This is a genomic window from Pseudomonas sp. P5_152 (assembly GCF_033989915.1).
Lineage (GTDB): Bacteria > Pseudomonadota > Gammaproteobacteria > Pseudomonadales > Pseudomonadaceae > Aquipseudomonas.
In genome coordinates, this window is record NZ_JASFAH010000002.1 from 3,520,322 (window position 1) to 3,536,095 (window position 15,774).

Here is a 15,774-nt window from a genome sequence, read left to right on the forward strand (position 1 = left end):
GTTGCCATCTATTGTCCGAGACGCCATTCCGGGCAATACTGCACAAGTTCCCGCAAGGGGCTTGTGAGACTCTGAGGATCCTGGTCAACCAGCCATCGCAGAGCCAGGCAGGTAAAGGGTGATGACAAGCCGACCTGTCTGTGAAGGGGCGCCGAAAGGCGCCCTTTGTCGTTCTGGTGTTACGCCCAGCGCTTGAAAATCAACGAAGTATTCACCCCGCCAAAGGCAAAGTTGTTGTTCATCACGTACTGGTTGCACATCTGCCGGAACTCGCCACGCAGGTAGTCCAGCGCGCCGCACTGGGGATCGACGTGGTCGAGGTTGAAGGTGTGGGCGTATTCGTCGCTGTTGAGCATTTCAATGCTGAACCAGGACTCCAGGGCACCGCAGGCGCCCAGGGTGTGGCCCAGGAAACTCTTTTGCGAGCTGATGGGCATGCGGTTGCCGAACAGGCTGCTGGTGGCTATGGTTTCGGCGATGTCACCCTGTTCGGTGGCGGTGCCGTGGCCGTTCACGTAGCCGATCGCTGCTGGCTCCCGGCCGGCGTCCTCTAGCGCCAACTCCATGGCCCGGCGCATGGTGCTCTGTTCTGGACGGGTGGTGTGTTGACCGTCGGCGTTGCTGCCGAAACCGACTACTTCGGCGTGGATATGCGCACCACGAGCCAGCGCGTGCTCAAGTTCTTCAAGCACCAGCATGCCGCCACCCTCACCGATCACCAGGCCGTCGCGCGCAGTGTCGTAGGGCCGTGGGCTGGATTGCGGCGCATCGTTTTTCAGGCTGGTGGCGTAGAGCGCATCGAACACCATGGCCTCGGTCGGGCACAGCTCTTCGGCGCCGCCGGCGAGCATCAACGGCAAGCGTCCGAACTTGATCGCCTCATAGGCGTAGCCGATGCCCTGGCTGCCGCTGGTGCAAGCGCTGGACGTGGGGATCAGGCGCCCGGTGAGGCCGAAAAAGATGCTGATATTGGCTGCCGTGGTGTGCGGCATCATGCGCACGTAGGAGTTGGCGTTGAGCCCTTCGGCCACCGAGTTGAGCAGCATGTTGCCGAAGGCCTTGATCTCGTCGGTGCTGCCGGTGGATGAGCCGCAGGCCACACCCATGCGCCCGTCCTTGATCGACTCGTCACCTAGCAGGCCAGCGTCGGCCAGGGCCCGTTCGGCCGCGCCAACTGCCAGGCGGGACACCCGGCCCATACTGCGCAGCTGTTTGCGGGTCCAGTGGGCCGGCACCTTGAAGTCATCGATGGGGCCGGCCAGCCGGGTGTTCAGCTCGGTGAACCGATCCCACTCGTGCATGCGCCGGATGCCGCTGTGGTTGGCCTTGAAGTGGCCGGCGATGGTTGCCCAGTCGTTACCCAGGGAGGTGATGCCGGCCATGCCGGTGACGACGACGCGCTTCATCAACACAGGCCTCCATTGACGGCCAGTACCTGGCGGGTGATGTACGAGGCTTCTGCCGACATCAGGAAGTTCACCGCGCCAGCCACTTCTTGTGGGGTGCCCAGGCGTTGTGCGGGGATCATTTTCATCAGTTCTTCCACCGGCACGTTGTCATCGAGCATGGCTGTGTCGATCAGGCCGGGTGCGACGCAGTTGACGGTGATTTTGCGCTTGCCCAGCTCGATCGCCAATGCTTTTGCCGCGCCGATCAGACCGGCCTTGGAGGCACTGTAGTTGACCTGCCCGCGATTGCCGATCAAGCCCGACACCGACGTGATGCAGACGATCCGGCCGGCGGCGCGGCGGCGGATCATCGGCATCATCACCGGGTGCAGTACGTTGTAGAAGCCGTCGAGATTGGTGCGCATGACCTGGTCCCAATCTTCTTCGCTCAGGGCGGGAAATGCACCGTCGCGGGTCAGTCCGGCGTTGAGCACCACGCCGTAGTAGGCGCCATGGGCCTCGACATCGGCCTCCAGCACGGTTTTGCACCGGGCGCGGTCGGCGACGTCGAACTGCAGGACCCGGGCGCGCCGGCCGAGGGCCTCGATCTCGGCCTGGACCGCGTCGGCCTCGGCGCGACCGCTGCGGCAGTGGACCACGATGTCATGCCCGGCCTGCGCCAGGCGCAGGGCGATGGCGCGGCCGATGCCACGGCTGGAGCCGGTGACCAGTACGAATTCAGTCATCACTGGACTCCTTGGATTGATCGAGATATTGAGCCGCCTGGGGCGGGCGGAACACATTCAGGCGCGCACTGGCGTGAATGCCGGTGCCGTGGATATGGCATTCGAACACGCCCATGCCATTGTCATCTTCCAGGGAGCGGAACCCGTGGATAGTCAGCTCGGTGCCAGCCGGGAACTGCTCGACGTTGCACTCGAACTTGCGGGTACCGAGCAGGAACCCCAGTTCCACGGGGTTGCCGCGCCGCCGGGCATGGCAACCGGCAAAGGCGGCGACGCTCTGGGCCATCAGCTCGATGCCGACCCAGGCCGGCAGGCTGCCGTCCGGATGGTTGAACAGGCCGTCGGGCTTGACCGTCAGTTGGGTGTGAATCTGTTCTTCGTCGAACCCCAGGACCCGGTCGATGAGGATCATGTCGCCAGCGTGGGGCAGCAGTTCGGCGAGCGGCCAGTCAATCATGGTGCGTCTCCGATAATCAGGCTGACGTTGTTGCCACCGAAGGCGAAGGAGTTGCTCATCAGGTAGCGCGGACCAATGGACGCCAGGCGATCGGTCGGCGTCACCCATTGCAGCGCTGGCAGCCCTGGGTCCGGCTGGCCGTCCCAGAGGTGAGGAGGCAGGACGTGGGCGGGGTTGTCCGCGCCCAGGCTCAACCAGCAGAACGCCGCTTCCAGGGCCCCGGCAGCGCCAAGGGTGTGGCCGGTCAGGGGCTTGGTCGAGGAGCACGGTACGCCGGCCGGGAACAGACTGGCCACGGCCTGGCTTTCCATCGCATCGTTGTGCTGGGTCGCGGTGCCGTGCAGGTTCAGGTAGCTGATCTGCCCGGGCTGCAGGCCGGCACGGTCGAGGGCCTTGTGCATCGCTTGTCGCGCGCCGCGACCGGAGGGCTCGGGGGCGGAAATATGGTGTGCATCGGAACTGGCGCCGCCACCGAGCAGGGCCAGCGTCGGTTGCTCATTGGCACAGCGGGTCATCAGGAACAGTACCGCCGCCTCGCCGATGTTGATGCCATTGCGGTTCACGGAGAACGGATTGCAGCGTTGTTCGGACACCGCTTCCAGGGCCGAAAAACCGTTGAGCGTCAGCTTGCACAGGCTGTCGACGCCGCCGCACAGCACTGCGTCGCACAGGCCCTGGTCGAGCAGGCGCTGGGCGCTCAGCAGGGCGCGGGCGCTGGAGGTGCAGGCGGTGGAAATCACATAGGCCGGGCCGCGCAGTTGCAGCCAGTCGGCGAGGAAGTCCGCCGGGGCGCCCAGTTCCTGTTGCCGATAGTCATAGTCTGCGGGGAATCGCCGGTCCCGCAGATAGGTGGCCAGGCCCTGGCTGGCTTCGTCGATCCCTGAGGTGCTGGTGCCCAACACCACTGCTATACGCTGCGCTCCGTAGCGTTGGATGACCTGGTCGATGTCGGCACGGATCTGCAGCGCCGCTTCCAGCAACAGCTGATTATTGCGACTGGCGTGCTGGCGCAGATGAGCGGGAATAGCTGCCAGTTCGCCCTGGACTGCCGCCACCGGCAGGGCGCGCTGTGGCACCCAGCCCGACTCGACACGCATCCCCGAGCCGTCCCCGGCGAACAGGTTGCGCGCGACTTCCTGCTGCCCGCGACCGAGGCTGCAGACCAGCCCGAGGGCGTTGAGGTAAGCCGTCATGGGGTGTCCCCGCGAAGTGGCGTGACCTGATAGGTCGGGCCCTGGGGCAGGCTGAGCTGAAAGTTCAGGGGCTGGGCATAACGTACGTCCCAGCGCGTGGGCAGCGAACGTTGCGCGCCATGCTGCCAGGCGCTGGGGTAGTTGGCTTGCAACTGGTCTGGCGGCGTCAGGGCAAACAGTAACGCGGCGAACAGTTCCCGGGCTTGCGGGTTGGGCGGCAGCAGGCCGTCAGCCTGCCACTGGCCGTTGACCAGTTTCTGGCGTGCCTGGGGGATACCCAGCAAGTCCATCATTGACCAGCGAATCCCGGGTTCTTCACGCTGGATCACCAGCACCCAATCCTGGCGTTGCTGGTCCTGCGATTGTTGCACGTGCAGTTGCAGCGGCAGCGCCAACGCCGGTTGCCCCGCGGGCAGAGGTGGTTGGCCTGCGCATGCGCTCAGCAGCAAGGCAGCACCCAGCAGCATCAGGCGAGCGACAAGGTCACGCTGGCTCATGTGGCATCCCGGGCACAGAATTGCGAGATCATTTTCAGCCGGCGCCGGGCCTCGCTGACAAACGGATTGCGTTCGTCCCAGGCATAGCCGGCGAGGATCGCGCTGATCATGCGGCGGATCTCCACGGTGCCGCCCTGGTGGTAGATCACATCCTGGAAGGTGCCGTTGTACCAGCCTTCGACATAGCAGCGGAAGGTGTCGACCCCGCGTTTGAGGGGGTCGGCGAACTCGCGTTGCCAATCGACGCTGTGCCCCTGTAGTTGGCGATCGAGGACCGCGGCGGCCATGCTCGCCGAGCGCATGGCGATGGTCACGCCGGAGGAAAACACCGGGTCGAGGAACTCCGCGGCATTGCCCAGCAGGGCAAACCCCGGCCCGTGCAAGGTCTTGACGTTGGCCGAGTAGCCGCCGATGGTCCGGGCCTCGGTGTCCCACACGGCGTTTTGCAGAACCTTGGCCAGGCTCGGGGTTTCGGCGATGAAGCCTTGCAGGCAGGCATCCAGGTCGGCGCTGCGCCCGGCGAAATGCTCGGCGGCCGCGACCACGCCCACCGAGCAGCGGCCATTGCTGAACGGGATGGTCCAGAACCAGATATCGCGTTGGGTCGGGTGGGTGGTGATGAGGATTTTCTCGCGCTCGAACGCCGGGCTGTCGATCCGGTCCTGCACGTGGGTGAACACCGCCTGGCGCAGCGGAAAGTTCGACGCCACTTCGAGGTCGAGCAAGCGCGGCAGCACGCGGCCGTAGCCACTGGCGTCGAGAATGAAGGCGGCTTGCACGGGGTACTGGCTGCCGTCCTCGCGCAGTACCTGCAGGAGGGGTTGCGGGCGCTCGACATCGACGCTGACGATGGCCTCGCCGTAGCGGATTTCCACCCCTTGCAAGGCGGCCTGGTCGGCCAGCAACTTGTCGAAGTCGGCGCGCTGCACCTGAAAGGTGGTCGGCTTGCCAGCGGTGAAGGTGTCACCAAAGTCGAAGGCGCTGTAGTGCTCGCCCCAGGCGAAGGCGGCGCCGTTCTTCAGCTGGAACCCGGCGGCGTTGACCGCATCGAGCATGCCGGCTTCTTCGACGAAGTCCAGGCAGTGACACAACAGGCTCTCGCCGATGGAAAATCGCGGGAAATGCTGGCGTTCGATGACCAGCACATCGTGGCCCTTGCGCTTGAGCAGCGCGGCGGCAATCGCCCCCGAGGGGCCGGCGCCGATGATCACTACCTGACGCTGTTCTATTTCAACGGTTGGCACGTGGACTCCTTGCCGTAGCGGCGCTATTTCCGGGGGCGCGGTGCATGCCGAGCAAGGCCGGCAGTAGCGTCGCGACGAGACCCATCAGCATCAGCGCGAAGTACAGCGCGCCACTGATGAGCTGTTGTTGCAGCAGCAGGTTGAGAAAGACGATCTCGCTCAACCCGCGAATATTCAGCAGCACAGATTCGCGCCAGCGGCTGGCGCCTGCAAAGGATAGTCCGGCCCAGCCCAGGCCCAGCCAGTTGCCGAGCAATTTGCTGGCGATCGGCAACAGCAGCAAGGCCAGCAATTTACCCCAGCCCAGGCTGTCGAGGGCGCTGTGCACGTCGATCTGCACAATGCCGAAGGTCAGGATCAGCGGGATGGCGATCCAGGTCTGCACACGGTTCATCCACACCGCCGGCAGGGGCAGCACCAGCGCGATTTTCATGGTGGCCATCAACAGCAGGTAGCCGATGCCGAGAATCAGGGCGTTGAGCTTGTAGTGCTCGGCCACTACCAGCAACAGGAAAAACCCGGCGCTGTAGATCAGCGGCTGGCGCAGCCCGAGCAGGCGCAGGAGCAGCGGCGTGCACGCACCGGCCAACGGCAGCAACAGGCTGCTCAGGTGCAGGCTGCCCTGGGCCACAGCGAACAGGGTCCAGCAGGTCAAGTCGATGAGGATTGCCGTTTGCACCAGGCGTCGGGTCGCAGCCGCGGGATAGCCGATGTGGCGCAGGTACAGGTACAGCACCGGGATCGCGGTGATCGCGAACAGCAGGCCGACCGCCAGGGAACTGATCCAGGGTTGCGCTGGCAGCAGCCAGATGGCCGTGGCCAGGCCGCAGGCGAAGGGCAGGCAAAAGCTCGGCAGGGCGATTTTCAGGCTCTGGCGGTCCAGGCGCAGGTCGATCACGTCGCTGAGGATATGCCCCAGCAGCAAGGCAAAACCCAGGCTGTAGAGGTTTTTCAGCCACCCGGGGCCAATCAGTTCGGCACCCGTGAGCTGCCAGCCCGGCTCGATCCAGAAGTACATCAGCAACGGCAGGCCAAAGGTGGCCAGCAGCAACTGGCTGACGATCGGAATCAGGCCCAGGTGTCGGCCGAGGTAGGTGGCCGCGGCGAACAGCGCCAGGGCCAGGAGCCAGAACAGGGCAATCAGCATGCTTGCGGCTCCCGGCGTGGCGCCGTGTGGGCCTGGCTTCCCGCCCACGGTGCGAGGATGAAGCTGAACACCAGCCCCAGGCTCACTGCCAGGCCGAAGTTGTTCACCGCCGGGGTGCTGGACACCGCCAGCAGGCCGAACGACAGCCAGGTGGTCAGCGCCGCCAGCAGGGTGCCGAGCAGGCTCACCGCCGCGCCACCCACCTGTTCGCGCATCAGGATCGCGTAGTCGACGCTGATCGCCGTTACCAGCAGCAGGCCGAACAGGCTGAACAGGGTCAAGGGTTGCCCCAGCCAGCCCAGGCTGGCCAGGCTGCACAAGGCGGCCAGCAACGGCAGGAGGACGATGCGCAGGGCACCGCCCAGGCCAAAGGGCAGAATCAGCACCAGCACGATCAGCACGCAGGAAGCGAGCTTCAACTCGGCGGCGCTGATTTGCGTGGCGGCGAATACCTGGTTCAGGTCGCCGAGGCGATCCACCAGCACCACGCCGGGCAAGTCCTGGGTCTGCACCCGCAGTAATGCTGGGTCGTTCAAGCCTTGCAGGCTGACCATGGCCGCCACACCCTCGGCGTTTGGGCCCAGCCAGAGGGTGCGGTAGGGTTCAGCCAGCGGCCCCAGCAGCGCGGCATCGATATCCTGCAGCGGCAGCGCCTGCAACGCCGCCAGTTCTGCCTGCAGCGCCTCGTTCGAGATGCCGAGGGCCAGCAAGGGCTGCCAGTGCTGGGGCAGCTTGGCCAACGCCTCGCGCACCTGCTGCTGCACGCTGGGGGTACTGACCAGTTGATCGAGCGCGAGGAAACCCTGGAGTTTTTCCAGGTTGACCAGTTGCTCCAGGCGTTCGCTCAAGGCGCTCTGGCGCTCGAGCAATTGCTCCTGGTTGGCGGCCCGCACCAGGAAAAACTGACTGGTGGGCTGAAAGCCGGTGATCTGCGCGATGGTCCGCGCCTCTTCGGTGAGTTGCGCGGGCGCTCCGACCCATTGGCGAATGTCGTTGCGCGTGTGCAATTGCAACAGGCCACCGACACAGAAGGCGAGCAGCAGCGCGAGCAACACGGGGGTGCGCAGGTGTTTGAGCAGGGCTTCGCGCAGGTTCAACAAACCTTCGCAGATCCGCAGCGGCCACTGCGCCGGGTTCAGCTCCAGGCCCTTGAGCAGCGCCGGCAGCAGGCACACCGCCGACAGATAGGCGCCGAGCAGTCCGGCGGCCGAGAACACGGCGATCTGGGTCAGGGCCGGGAACGGTGTCCAGGCCAGGGCCAGGTAGCCAATGCAACTGGTGATCAGGCTCAGGGTCAGCCCCGGCAAGGTCAGGCGCAAGGCCGGCCAGCTGCGCCAGGGTTTCAGGCTCCAGCTCTTGGACAGGTAATGCAGTGGGTAATCCACCGCCACCCCGATCAGGCTGGAACCCAGGACCAGGGTCATCACATGCATGTGGCCAAACAGCGCGACACAGGCCACCGCGCCAAACAACATGCCCACCAGCACCGGGACGAACGCCAGCAGCACCCGCCAGCGGCGGAAAGCCAGCAACAGCAGGAGCAGGATCCCCAGGGTGGCGCCGCCGCCGACCCAGGTCATCTCCCGGGTCGCCTGCTGCTGACCGGCAGCGGCATACAGCAGGCCGCTGGCCGCGAGCAGTTGCACGTCAGCCTTGGCGGCCTGTTCGCGGCTGCGTTCGAGCAGCCCGGCCACTTGCAGCGGCAGTTGCATGTCGAAGGCATTGCCGGCGGTGCGGGCCCGCAGCAGGACCCAGCTCTTGCCGTCGGCGTCGGCAATCAATGCGCCGCTGCCGATGTCCAGCTGCACCACGCCGCGCTGCGGTTGGCTGTTCTGGATACGCCCGGTCAGGCCCAGCCAGTCGTCCTGGCTGGGCACCAGGCTAAAGCTGCTGAAGGGGTCGAACAGGGCTTGCAGGCGTTGCTGGATAAAGGCGTCCGGCTGTTCCAGCAATTGTTGCCGGTCGGTCTTCGACAGCATGGCCAGGCGACCTGACAGCAGTTGGCTGCGCAGGGCCGGCAGATCGGCTTGCAGATCCCACTGGACCTTTTCGAACAGACCGCTGGCCTGCCATTGAGCGCCGAGGGTCTGCGCCATCTGGATGGCCTGACTGCGCTGCTGATGGCCGACCAGCACCAGCATTTCCCGGTTCAGCGGTTCTTGCATGCGCTGTTCGGCGCGCAGTTCCAGCGCGTCAGGAGTGGTGCCGGGCGCCAGTTCCATGAGGTTGGCCGACAAGGGCGCACCGTCGCGCCATTGCCAGGCGCCGAGCGCGAGCACGCCCAGCAGCAGGCCCAGGAACAGCCAGGGCAGCCTGCGTTCACTGGGCAAAGTCATGTTGCTCCGCGTCACTGAGAGGTTGATTGGCGGTGCTGTCCTGCATGCGCAGCAGGGTGCTGTCGCCCTGGGTTTCGAGCAGTTCGATGCGCTGTACCAGTTCACCGCCGTCGATGTTGATTTGCTGGAATACCTGCTTGAGCAGCAGCGAACGCGGGGTCAGGGTCAGGTGCCAGCGCCGTGCATCGCCACTGAGCGCCAGTTCGAAATCACGCTGCAGTCCGCTGCTGTCACCTTGCAGCACCGCGAGGAACAAACGGTTCTGCTCGGCACCGGCACTTTTGCCCGGCAGCATCTGCCAGCCGTTGGCGTCACGCCGGGCGATGCCTTGGGCGGTGATGCGGTAGTCCTGCTGCAGCGGAGTCTTGAGCAACCAGAGCAAGCCGTGATCCTTGGCCAGTACGAAGCTGCCCTGGCTGGTCAACGGCTGGGGCAGGGCGCGCAGGTGTTTTTCCTGAATGAACTGGCCGTGGATTACCGTGGGTTTGGCCAGTTGAGTGCTGAGCTGTTGCAGGTCGAATGCCTGTGCGCTGAAGCTCAGTAATACCCCCATTCCGGTAGGAACGAGCTTGCTCGCGAAGAACCTGAGGACGCGTCGCAATACCAGGCGTGCAGCGTTATCGTTGACGACTTTCGCGAGCGAGCTCGCTCCTACAGGGGGGGTGTGCATCATTCGAGGGCTCTCGTGACGGCATCGGTGAACACTTTCGGCGAGGCCAATTGCATCTCGCGGCTGGCCAGGTCGACGGCGACCTGCACCGTGCAGGCACGGGTCAGGCGCTCGCCGCTGGCGAGGTCGCTGATCAGGTAGCTGATCTTCAGGCGGTTTTCCCACTCAACCAGGCTGGCCCGCACATTCAGCCGCTGGCCGAACACGGCGCCGCGCACGTAGCGCAACTGCAGGTCGATCACCGGCCAGGCGTAGCCAGATTCCTGCATGGCCTTGTAGTTGTGGCCCAGGCTGTCGAGCAGGGCGCAGCGGGCGATCTCCAGGTACTTCACGTAATGGCCATGCCAGACCACGTGCATGCTGTCGACGTCAAAGAACGGCACGAGGATCTCGGTGTCGTGGTGCAGCACTCCCTTGCTACGCATGCAGCCTCCAGTGTTGTTCGCCGATTCGTTGCAGGCACAGGCGCAACTCGCCTTCCAGGGCACGGTCTTCGATCACCGGGGCAAAGTCCTTGGCCAACTCCGCGTGCATGGCCGCCAATGCTGGCGGCAAGGGCCGGGCATCGGCTGCCTGGCCGCGTAGCCACACCCCTTGCTGGGCGGCCAGCAAGGTGGCGGCAGCGACTTGCTCGGTCAGTTCCAGCACGCGGATCGCGTCGCGGGCGGCAATGGTGCCCATGCTCACCTTGTCCTGGTTGTGGCATTCGGTGGAACGCGAGAACACGCTGGCCGGCATGGTGTTTTTCAACGCTTCGGCGGTCCAGGCGCTGGTGCCGATCTGCACCGCCTTGAAGCCGTGGTTGAGCATGGCCCGCTCGGCGCTGGCGCCTGACAGGTTGCTCGGCAAACCATGGTTGTAGCGTTCGTCCACCAGCAAGGCGAGCTGACGGTCGAGCAGGTCGGCGACGTTGGCCACCAGGTTCTTCAGGCTGTCCATGGCGAAGGCGATGTGCCCACCGTAGAAGTGCCCGCCGTGCAGCACGCGCTCGGCTTCGGCATCGATGATCGGATTGTCGTTGGCGCTGTTGAGTTCAATCTCGATGAACGAGCGCAGCCAGTTCAGGCTGTCCGCCAGTACGCCCAGCACATGGGGTGCGCAGCGCAGCGAGTAGCGGTCTTGCAAGCGATGCAGGGGCGCGGTGGGCGCATCGATCGCCAGGTCCTTGCGCAGCCAGGCGGCGACTTGCATCTGCCCTGGGTGGGGCTTGGCGGCGAACAGGCGCTCGTCGAAGTGTTCCGGGTTGCCTTGCAGGGCGACCACATTCATCGCGGTAATGCGCGTGGCCAGTTGCAGCAGGTAGTCGGCGCGGGCGAAGGCCAGGCAGGCCAGGCCGGTCATCACGGCGGTGCCGTTCATCAGCGCCAGGGCTTCCTTGGGGCGCAGTACCAGCGGTGCCCAGCCGAGCTCGCGGTGGACCTCGGCCGAGGTGCGGCGCTCACCGCACCACAGCACCTCACGCTCCCCAGACAGGGTTGCGGCCACGTAGGACAGCGGCGTCAGGTCACCGCTGGCGCCCACTGAACCTTCCTGGGGGATCAGCGGCAGGATGTCCTGGTCGAGGAACGCCTGCAGGCGCTCCAGCAGTTCCACGCGAACCCCGGAGACGCCATGGCACAGCGACTGCAAGCGTGCGGCGAGTACGGCGCGGGTGGCCTGGGCATCAAGCAACTGGCCCAGGCCACAGCCGTGAAAGGTGTACAGGTGACGGGGCAGGGCCTCGACGTGGTGCAGCGGAACCGCCACCACGCAGGAATCGCCGTAACCGGTGGTCACGCCATAAATCACGCCTTCCTTGTCCAGCAACGAATCGAGAAACCGCGCGCCCTTGGCGATGCGCTCGCGGTAGGCGCTGTCGCTTTGCAGCCGCGCAGGGGCCTGGCGGTTAGCCAGGGCCAGCACGTCCTCGATGCGCAAGGGGAGTTCGCCGAAGGTTACCGGCTCAAGCGTGGGCGTCGTCATCGGCTTTCCAGAAAGGGTAGAAGTTGAACCATTGTTGGGGCGCTTGCAGGCAATAGTGACTCAGGCGTTCGGCATAACGGGAAGCCCACTGATGAATGACCTGCTCGCGCTCGCTGCGTTTCCACAGTATCGCCTCGGCGAAGGGTTCGAGGGTCAGTCGGTAGTGGCCCGCGGGTTGCTTCAGGCACAGCAGCAGATTGACCGGGCATTTCAGCAAGCCGGCCAGCAACCACGGGCCTTGCGGGAACGCCGCCGGATGGCCGAGGAAGTCCACGGTCACGCTGCGCCCGCCGTGCAGGGGCACCCGATCACCGGCGATCGCCAACCATTCGCCACGCTCCAGGCGCTCGTGCAGCTGCAGCATGGTCAGCGGGTCCAGCTCGCTGACCTGGATCAGCCGCAGGTTGGTCGCCCCGGCTTCCCCCAGCAAGCGGTTGAACTGCTCGGCGTGCTTGGTGTGCACCAGCACGTTCATGGTGACCCGCTCGCCGATCTCCGCCAGTGCGCGGCACACCTCGAGATTGCCCAGGTGGGCGCCCACCAGCAGTTGCCCGCGGGCACCGCGCAGTTGATTGCGCAGCAGGGCCGGGTCGATGATCTCGATCTGCTCGATGCTCAGCTTGCCGTTCCAGACGTCGAGCTTGTCGAGCATCGAGTCGGCAAAGGCCATGAACTGGCCAAACACCCGCCAATGGCTGGGGCGCAAGTCGTCGCGAGCGCTCCAGTCGGCCAGGCGCTGCTGGTACTGCCAGGCGCTCTGGCGGGCATTACGGCCAAACAGGAAAAAGTACAGGACGATGCCGTACAGCAGCGGGCTCAATGCGCGTCGGCCCAGCAGCTTGGCAGCGCCGGCGGTGAATTTCATCAACCAGAAGCTGCCGCGCTCCTCGCGGTCGGCCCAGTGCTTGTTATCGGCGTTGCCACTCATCGGCGCCACCGCCGCCAGAGCAGCGCGGGCGAGCGCAGCAGCATGCCGAAGAACAGCCGCGTGTGCATGCGCGTAATCAGCACGTTGTCGTAGAACAGGCGAAAGTGCGAAACGCCGTCCAGTGGGTAGTGCACCCGGGTTTGCAGCCACAGCATGGGCTGGTTGCGCCAGGCCAGGCGCACCAGGATGTCGGAGTCGAAGTCCATGCGCCGGCCGATGTTGGCCGAGTCGATCAGGGACAGGGTCGGTGGCAGCGGATAAACCCGATAACCACACATGGAGTCGCGGATCTGCAACGACAGGGTGTTGATCCAGACCATCACGTGCGTCAGGTAGCGCGCGTACAGGCGGCCTTTGGGCACGCTGGCGTCGTACAGTGGGTAACCGCAGACCAGCGCCTCGGGGTGGGCTTTGGAGCAGGCGATAAACCGCGTGGCATCCTGCAGGTCATGCTGGCCGTCGGCGTCCACCTGCAGGGCATGGCTGAAGCCCAGGCGCGCGGCTTCGCGCAGGCCGTGCATCACCGCGCCACCCTTGCCCTGGTTGACGCCCAGGCGCAACACAAACACCTTGGGCCGTTGGCCGAGGGCATCCAGTACCGCGGCGCAGGCCGGGCTGCTGGCATCGTCCACCAGGATGCACGGCAAATCGGCGGCCAGCATGGCCTCGACCACCCGGGTAATGGCGGTTTCGTGGTTGTAGACCGGGATCACCGCGCAAGGGTTATGCATCAATTGCGCTCTCGAGCAGGATCCGCCCACTGGAGCAGGTGGCGGTGGCATTGCGGTAGGTGAAGTACAGCTTGCCGCGTGTTGCGTCAAAGCGCAGGTGCAGCTGGATTTCATCGCCCGGGCGCACCAGTTGCTGGAACTTGAGCACTTCCATACCGGCAAACTTTTGCGGCAGGTTCATCAACTGCAGGCCCAGCTTCAAGGCCCAGTCCACCTGCACCACGCCCGGCAACACCGGTGCGAGAGGGAAGTGACCGCTGAAGTAGGCCAGGTCCGGGGGCACGGCCAGTTGCAGGCTCCACTGACCTTCGTCTTCACTCTGCTCCAGCACCTCGGGGGTCTTGGGGCGCGGCGCCAGGAGCAGGGCATCGATGGTTTTCTGCGGGAGTTTGCCCTGGGCATTCATCGGCAGTTGTCGCAGCAAGCGCCAGCGGCGGGGCAGTGCCAGGGTTTCGCAATGCTGGTTGAGGTGTTCACGCAGGACCTGGGTCAGGTTGCGCCGACCAATATTGCGCAAGGCATGCAGGCCCGTTTCGCTGAGGACCAGCACTGCGCCGAGCGAGGCACGGTTTTCCTGGACCACGCCCAGGCGGGCTTCGGCGACCCAGTCGTGGGTCACCAGGGCTTGCTCGAGCATGGGCAGGGAAATGCGTTTTTCTTCCAGTTTGACGATCCGGTCCAGGCGCCCCAGCAGTTCGAAGCGCCCGTGCGCGTCGATGCGGGCGGCATCGGCACTGTGTTCGACATGACCGGGCGGCAGGTAGGGCGAGGCGATCAGCAAGGCGCCGTCGCTGTCCTGGCGCAGCTGGACGCCGGCAAAGGGCTGCCAGGGCTCATGCCCCTGACGCCAGGCAATGCCACCGGTTTCCGAGCTGCCGAGGATTTCCGTTGGCCATTGCTGCAGCCGGTTATGCAGGCTTTGCGCGGCTTCGCCCGGCAGCGCGCCACCGGAAGAAAACACCCGGCGTACCGCACTCAGGGCCGGCCAGTCGAGGTTGTCGCCCATGCGCTTGAGCAGGGCCGGGCTGGCGACCCAGGCAAAGGCCGGATGTTCGCGACTGGCGCGCTGCAGGTCTTCGGGAAACGCCAGTTGTTTGCGCACGAACGGGCGCCCGGCACACAACGGCCACAGGACGCGGAACAACAGGCCGTAGATATGTTGCGTGGCGACGCTGCCAATCAGGCAGGCGTCGCCCAGGTCGGCGCCCCACAGCTGCTCGAGGGCCTCGACTTCGTTGGCCAGTTGGCGCAAGGACTTGTCGATGCGCTTGGGTTCACCGCTGGAGCCGGAGGTGCACAGGCTCAATTGGCAGCGATCGAGATCCAGGGTGGCGGGCGCCAGTGGCGGGTCACGCAAATCGTCGAGGCAGGCATCACCCGGCTGGTTGCTCAGCCACAGCTCGACTTCACTGCTCCAGCGTTGACGGGTCTGGGCTTGCAGGTCGGCAGGCAGCAGTACGCTGACCCCGGCGCGCCAGGCGCCGAGCAGGGCGATGGCCAGGTCGGCGGCGTCTTCCAGGTGCACGGCAATACGCTGCACGCCGCGGGCCTGCAGGCCGGCAGCCAGGCTCAGCGCCTGCTCGCACAGGCGTGCGTGGTCGAGCGCAGGGCCGCTGGTCACGGCCCGCTGTGTTTGAGTCTTGAGCAACAGGTGCTCAAGTTTTATCCAGTTCATGGGTGGCCTCGTACCCGTTGTCGTATGAGCCACTCGATGGCAAACATCAGACCGATCAAAACGTAGGAAATCAGCCCGGTGTACAGCGCCCACCAACTCAGCGGTGCCCACAGGGTCAGGGCAGCAGCACACAGGCCGTTGCACAGGAAAAACAGGCACCAGGCAATCGTCACATTGCGGGTATAGCGGATGGCTTTTTGCGGCAACTGCGGCTCGCGCAGGCGCGCCAGGCGCTCGACCATCGGCGGGCCGTACTTCAGGCTCGCGCCGAACAGCCCCAGCAACAGGCCGCTGATCAGCACCGGGTACCAACGCAGCAGGCCCGGGCTGTCGAGCAACGCCAGCATCAGGCAAAACAGCAGCACTGCGCCGGCCATCAGCACGTCGCCAGGGCGTCGTTTGCCCGTCACGGCCCTGGCCAGCCACAGGCTGCCCAGCAGCAGGGCGAATTGCCACGGGGCGAAGTGCGCCATGCCGTAATACACCGCAAAGGGGTACAACAGGCCCGTGAGCAACAGGCCAAGGCCGATCACTGGGCTCATGCTGCCGGTTGAACCAGACGATAGACCGCCTCGACCACATCGCTGACAGTGCGCACCGACTTGAACTCTTCGGCGGCGATTTTCTTGCCGGTCTGGCGCTTGATGTGGTCGATCAGGTCGACGGCATCGATGCTGTCGATCTCCAGGTCCTGGTACAAGTGGGATTCAAGACTCACGCGCGCCGGATCCAGTTCAAAGAGTTCGACCAGGGCATCGCGCAAGGTGTTGAAAATATCGTCACGAGTTTGCATGGTCCGG

The 15,774-nt window shown here is 65.2% G+C and carries 16 protein-coding genes; all 16 read right to left on the minus strand.

Annotation, left to right across the window (positions count from 1 at the left end):
• Nucleotides 1-179: 179 nt before the first annotated feature.
• Genes QMK50_RS15960 through QMK50_RS16035 form a run of 16 tightly spaced genes read right to left on the minus strand, consistent with a single transcriptional unit; the run spans nt 180 to nt 15,767 of the window.
• A complete protein-coding gene (locus tag QMK50_RS15960; protein WP_320333469.1) occupies nt 180-1,406 on the minus strand; it encodes a beta-ketoacyl-ACP synthase in 1,227 nt (408 codons plus the stop codon).
• Nucleotides 1,406-2,134 carry a 3-oxoacyl-ACP reductase FabG gene (fabG, locus tag QMK50_RS15965; RefSeq protein ID WP_095167209.1) on the minus strand — a complete coding sequence of 243 codons (729 nt, stop codon included), beginning with the start codon at nt 2,132-2,134 and terminating at the stop codon, nt 1,406-1,408. The genes QMK50_RS15960 and fabG overlap by 1 nt, the downstream gene beginning before the upstream one ends.
• Nucleotides 2,127-2,591, minus strand: a complete 465-nt coding sequence (locus QMK50_RS15970) for a hotdog family protein (RefSeq protein ID WP_320333470.1) — start codon at nt 2,589-2,591, stop codon at nt 2,127-2,129. The genes fabG and QMK50_RS15970 overlap by 8 nt, the downstream gene beginning before the upstream one ends.
• The gene (locus QMK50_RS15975) at nt 2,588-3,784 is read right to left on the minus strand and encodes a beta-ketoacyl-[acyl-carrier-protein] synthase family protein (protein WP_320333471.1); all 1,197 of its coding nucleotides are present in this window, start codon (nt 3,782-3,784) and stop codon (nt 2,588-2,590) included. The genes QMK50_RS15970 and QMK50_RS15975 overlap by 4 nt, the downstream gene beginning before the upstream one ends.
• Nucleotides 3,781-4,281, minus strand: a complete 501-nt coding sequence (locus QMK50_RS15980; RefSeq protein ID WP_159993302.1) for a hypothetical protein — start codon at nt 4,279-4,281, stop codon at nt 3,781-3,783. Before QMK50_RS15980 ends, QMK50_RS15975 begins: the two co-directional genes overlap by 4 nt.
• Nucleotides 4,278-5,525, minus strand: a complete 1,248-nt coding sequence (locus tag QMK50_RS15985) for an NAD(P)/FAD-dependent oxidoreductase (protein WP_320333472.1) — start codon at nt 5,523-5,525, stop codon at nt 4,278-4,280. Before QMK50_RS15985 ends, QMK50_RS15980 begins: the two co-directional genes overlap by 4 nt.
• Nucleotides 5,512-6,672 carry a sodium:proton antiporter gene (locus QMK50_RS15990; protein ID WP_320333473.1) on the minus strand — a complete coding sequence of 387 codons (1,161 nt, stop codon included), beginning with the start codon at nt 6,670-6,672 and terminating at the stop codon, nt 5,512-5,514. The genes QMK50_RS15985 and QMK50_RS15990 overlap by 14 nt, the downstream gene beginning before the upstream one ends.
• Nucleotides 6,666-9,008 carry an MMPL family transporter gene (locus tag QMK50_RS15995; RefSeq protein ID WP_320333474.1) on the minus strand — a complete coding sequence of 781 codons (2,343 nt, stop codon included), beginning with the start codon at nt 9,006-9,008 and terminating at the stop codon, nt 6,666-6,668. The genes QMK50_RS15990 and QMK50_RS15995 overlap by 7 nt, the downstream gene beginning before the upstream one ends.
• On the minus strand, nt 8,992-9,678 hold the full coding sequence (locus QMK50_RS16000) for an outer membrane lipoprotein carrier protein LolA (protein ID WP_320334523.1): 687 nt from the start codon (nt 9,676-9,678) through the stop codon (nt 8,992-8,994). The genes QMK50_RS15995 and QMK50_RS16000 overlap by 17 nt, the downstream gene beginning before the upstream one ends.
• On the minus strand, nt 9,678-10,103 hold the full coding sequence (locus tag QMK50_RS16005; protein WP_320333475.1) for an acyl-CoA thioesterase: 426 nt from the start codon (nt 10,101-10,103) through the stop codon (nt 9,678-9,680). The genes QMK50_RS16000 and QMK50_RS16005 overlap by 1 nt, the downstream gene beginning before the upstream one ends.
• A complete protein-coding gene (locus QMK50_RS16010; RefSeq protein WP_320333476.1) occupies nt 10,096-11,640 on the minus strand; it encodes an aromatic amino acid ammonia-lyase in 1,545 nt (514 codons plus the stop codon). Before QMK50_RS16010 ends, QMK50_RS16005 begins: the two co-directional genes overlap by 8 nt.
• The gene (locus QMK50_RS16015) at nt 11,621-12,568 is read right to left on the minus strand and encodes a glycosyl transferase (protein WP_159993312.1); all 948 of its coding nucleotides are present in this window, start codon (nt 12,566-12,568) and stop codon (nt 11,621-11,623) included. The genes QMK50_RS16010 and QMK50_RS16015 overlap by 20 nt, the downstream gene beginning before the upstream one ends.
• The gene (locus tag QMK50_RS16020; RefSeq protein WP_320333477.1) at nt 12,565-13,299 is read right to left on the minus strand and encodes a glycosyltransferase family 2 protein; all 735 of its coding nucleotides are present in this window, start codon (nt 13,297-13,299) and stop codon (nt 12,565-12,567) included. The genes QMK50_RS16015 and QMK50_RS16020 overlap by 4 nt, the downstream gene beginning before the upstream one ends.
• Complete coding sequence (locus QMK50_RS16025; RefSeq protein ID WP_320333478.1) at nt 13,292-14,974, minus strand: AMP-binding protein; 1,683 nt, start codon at nt 14,972-14,974, stop codon at nt 13,292-13,294. The genes QMK50_RS16020 and QMK50_RS16025 overlap by 8 nt, the downstream gene beginning before the upstream one ends.
• Nucleotides 14,971-15,516 carry a hypothetical protein gene (locus tag QMK50_RS16030; RefSeq protein ID WP_320333479.1) on the minus strand — a complete coding sequence of 182 codons (546 nt, stop codon included), beginning with the start codon at nt 15,514-15,516 and terminating at the stop codon, nt 14,971-14,973. The genes QMK50_RS16025 and QMK50_RS16030 overlap by 4 nt, the downstream gene beginning before the upstream one ends.
• A complete protein-coding gene (locus QMK50_RS16035; RefSeq protein WP_095167185.1) occupies nt 15,513-15,767 on the minus strand; it encodes an acyl carrier protein in 255 nt (84 codons plus the stop codon). Before QMK50_RS16035 ends, QMK50_RS16030 begins: the two co-directional genes overlap by 4 nt.
• Nucleotides 15,768-15,774 lie beyond the last annotated feature (7 nt).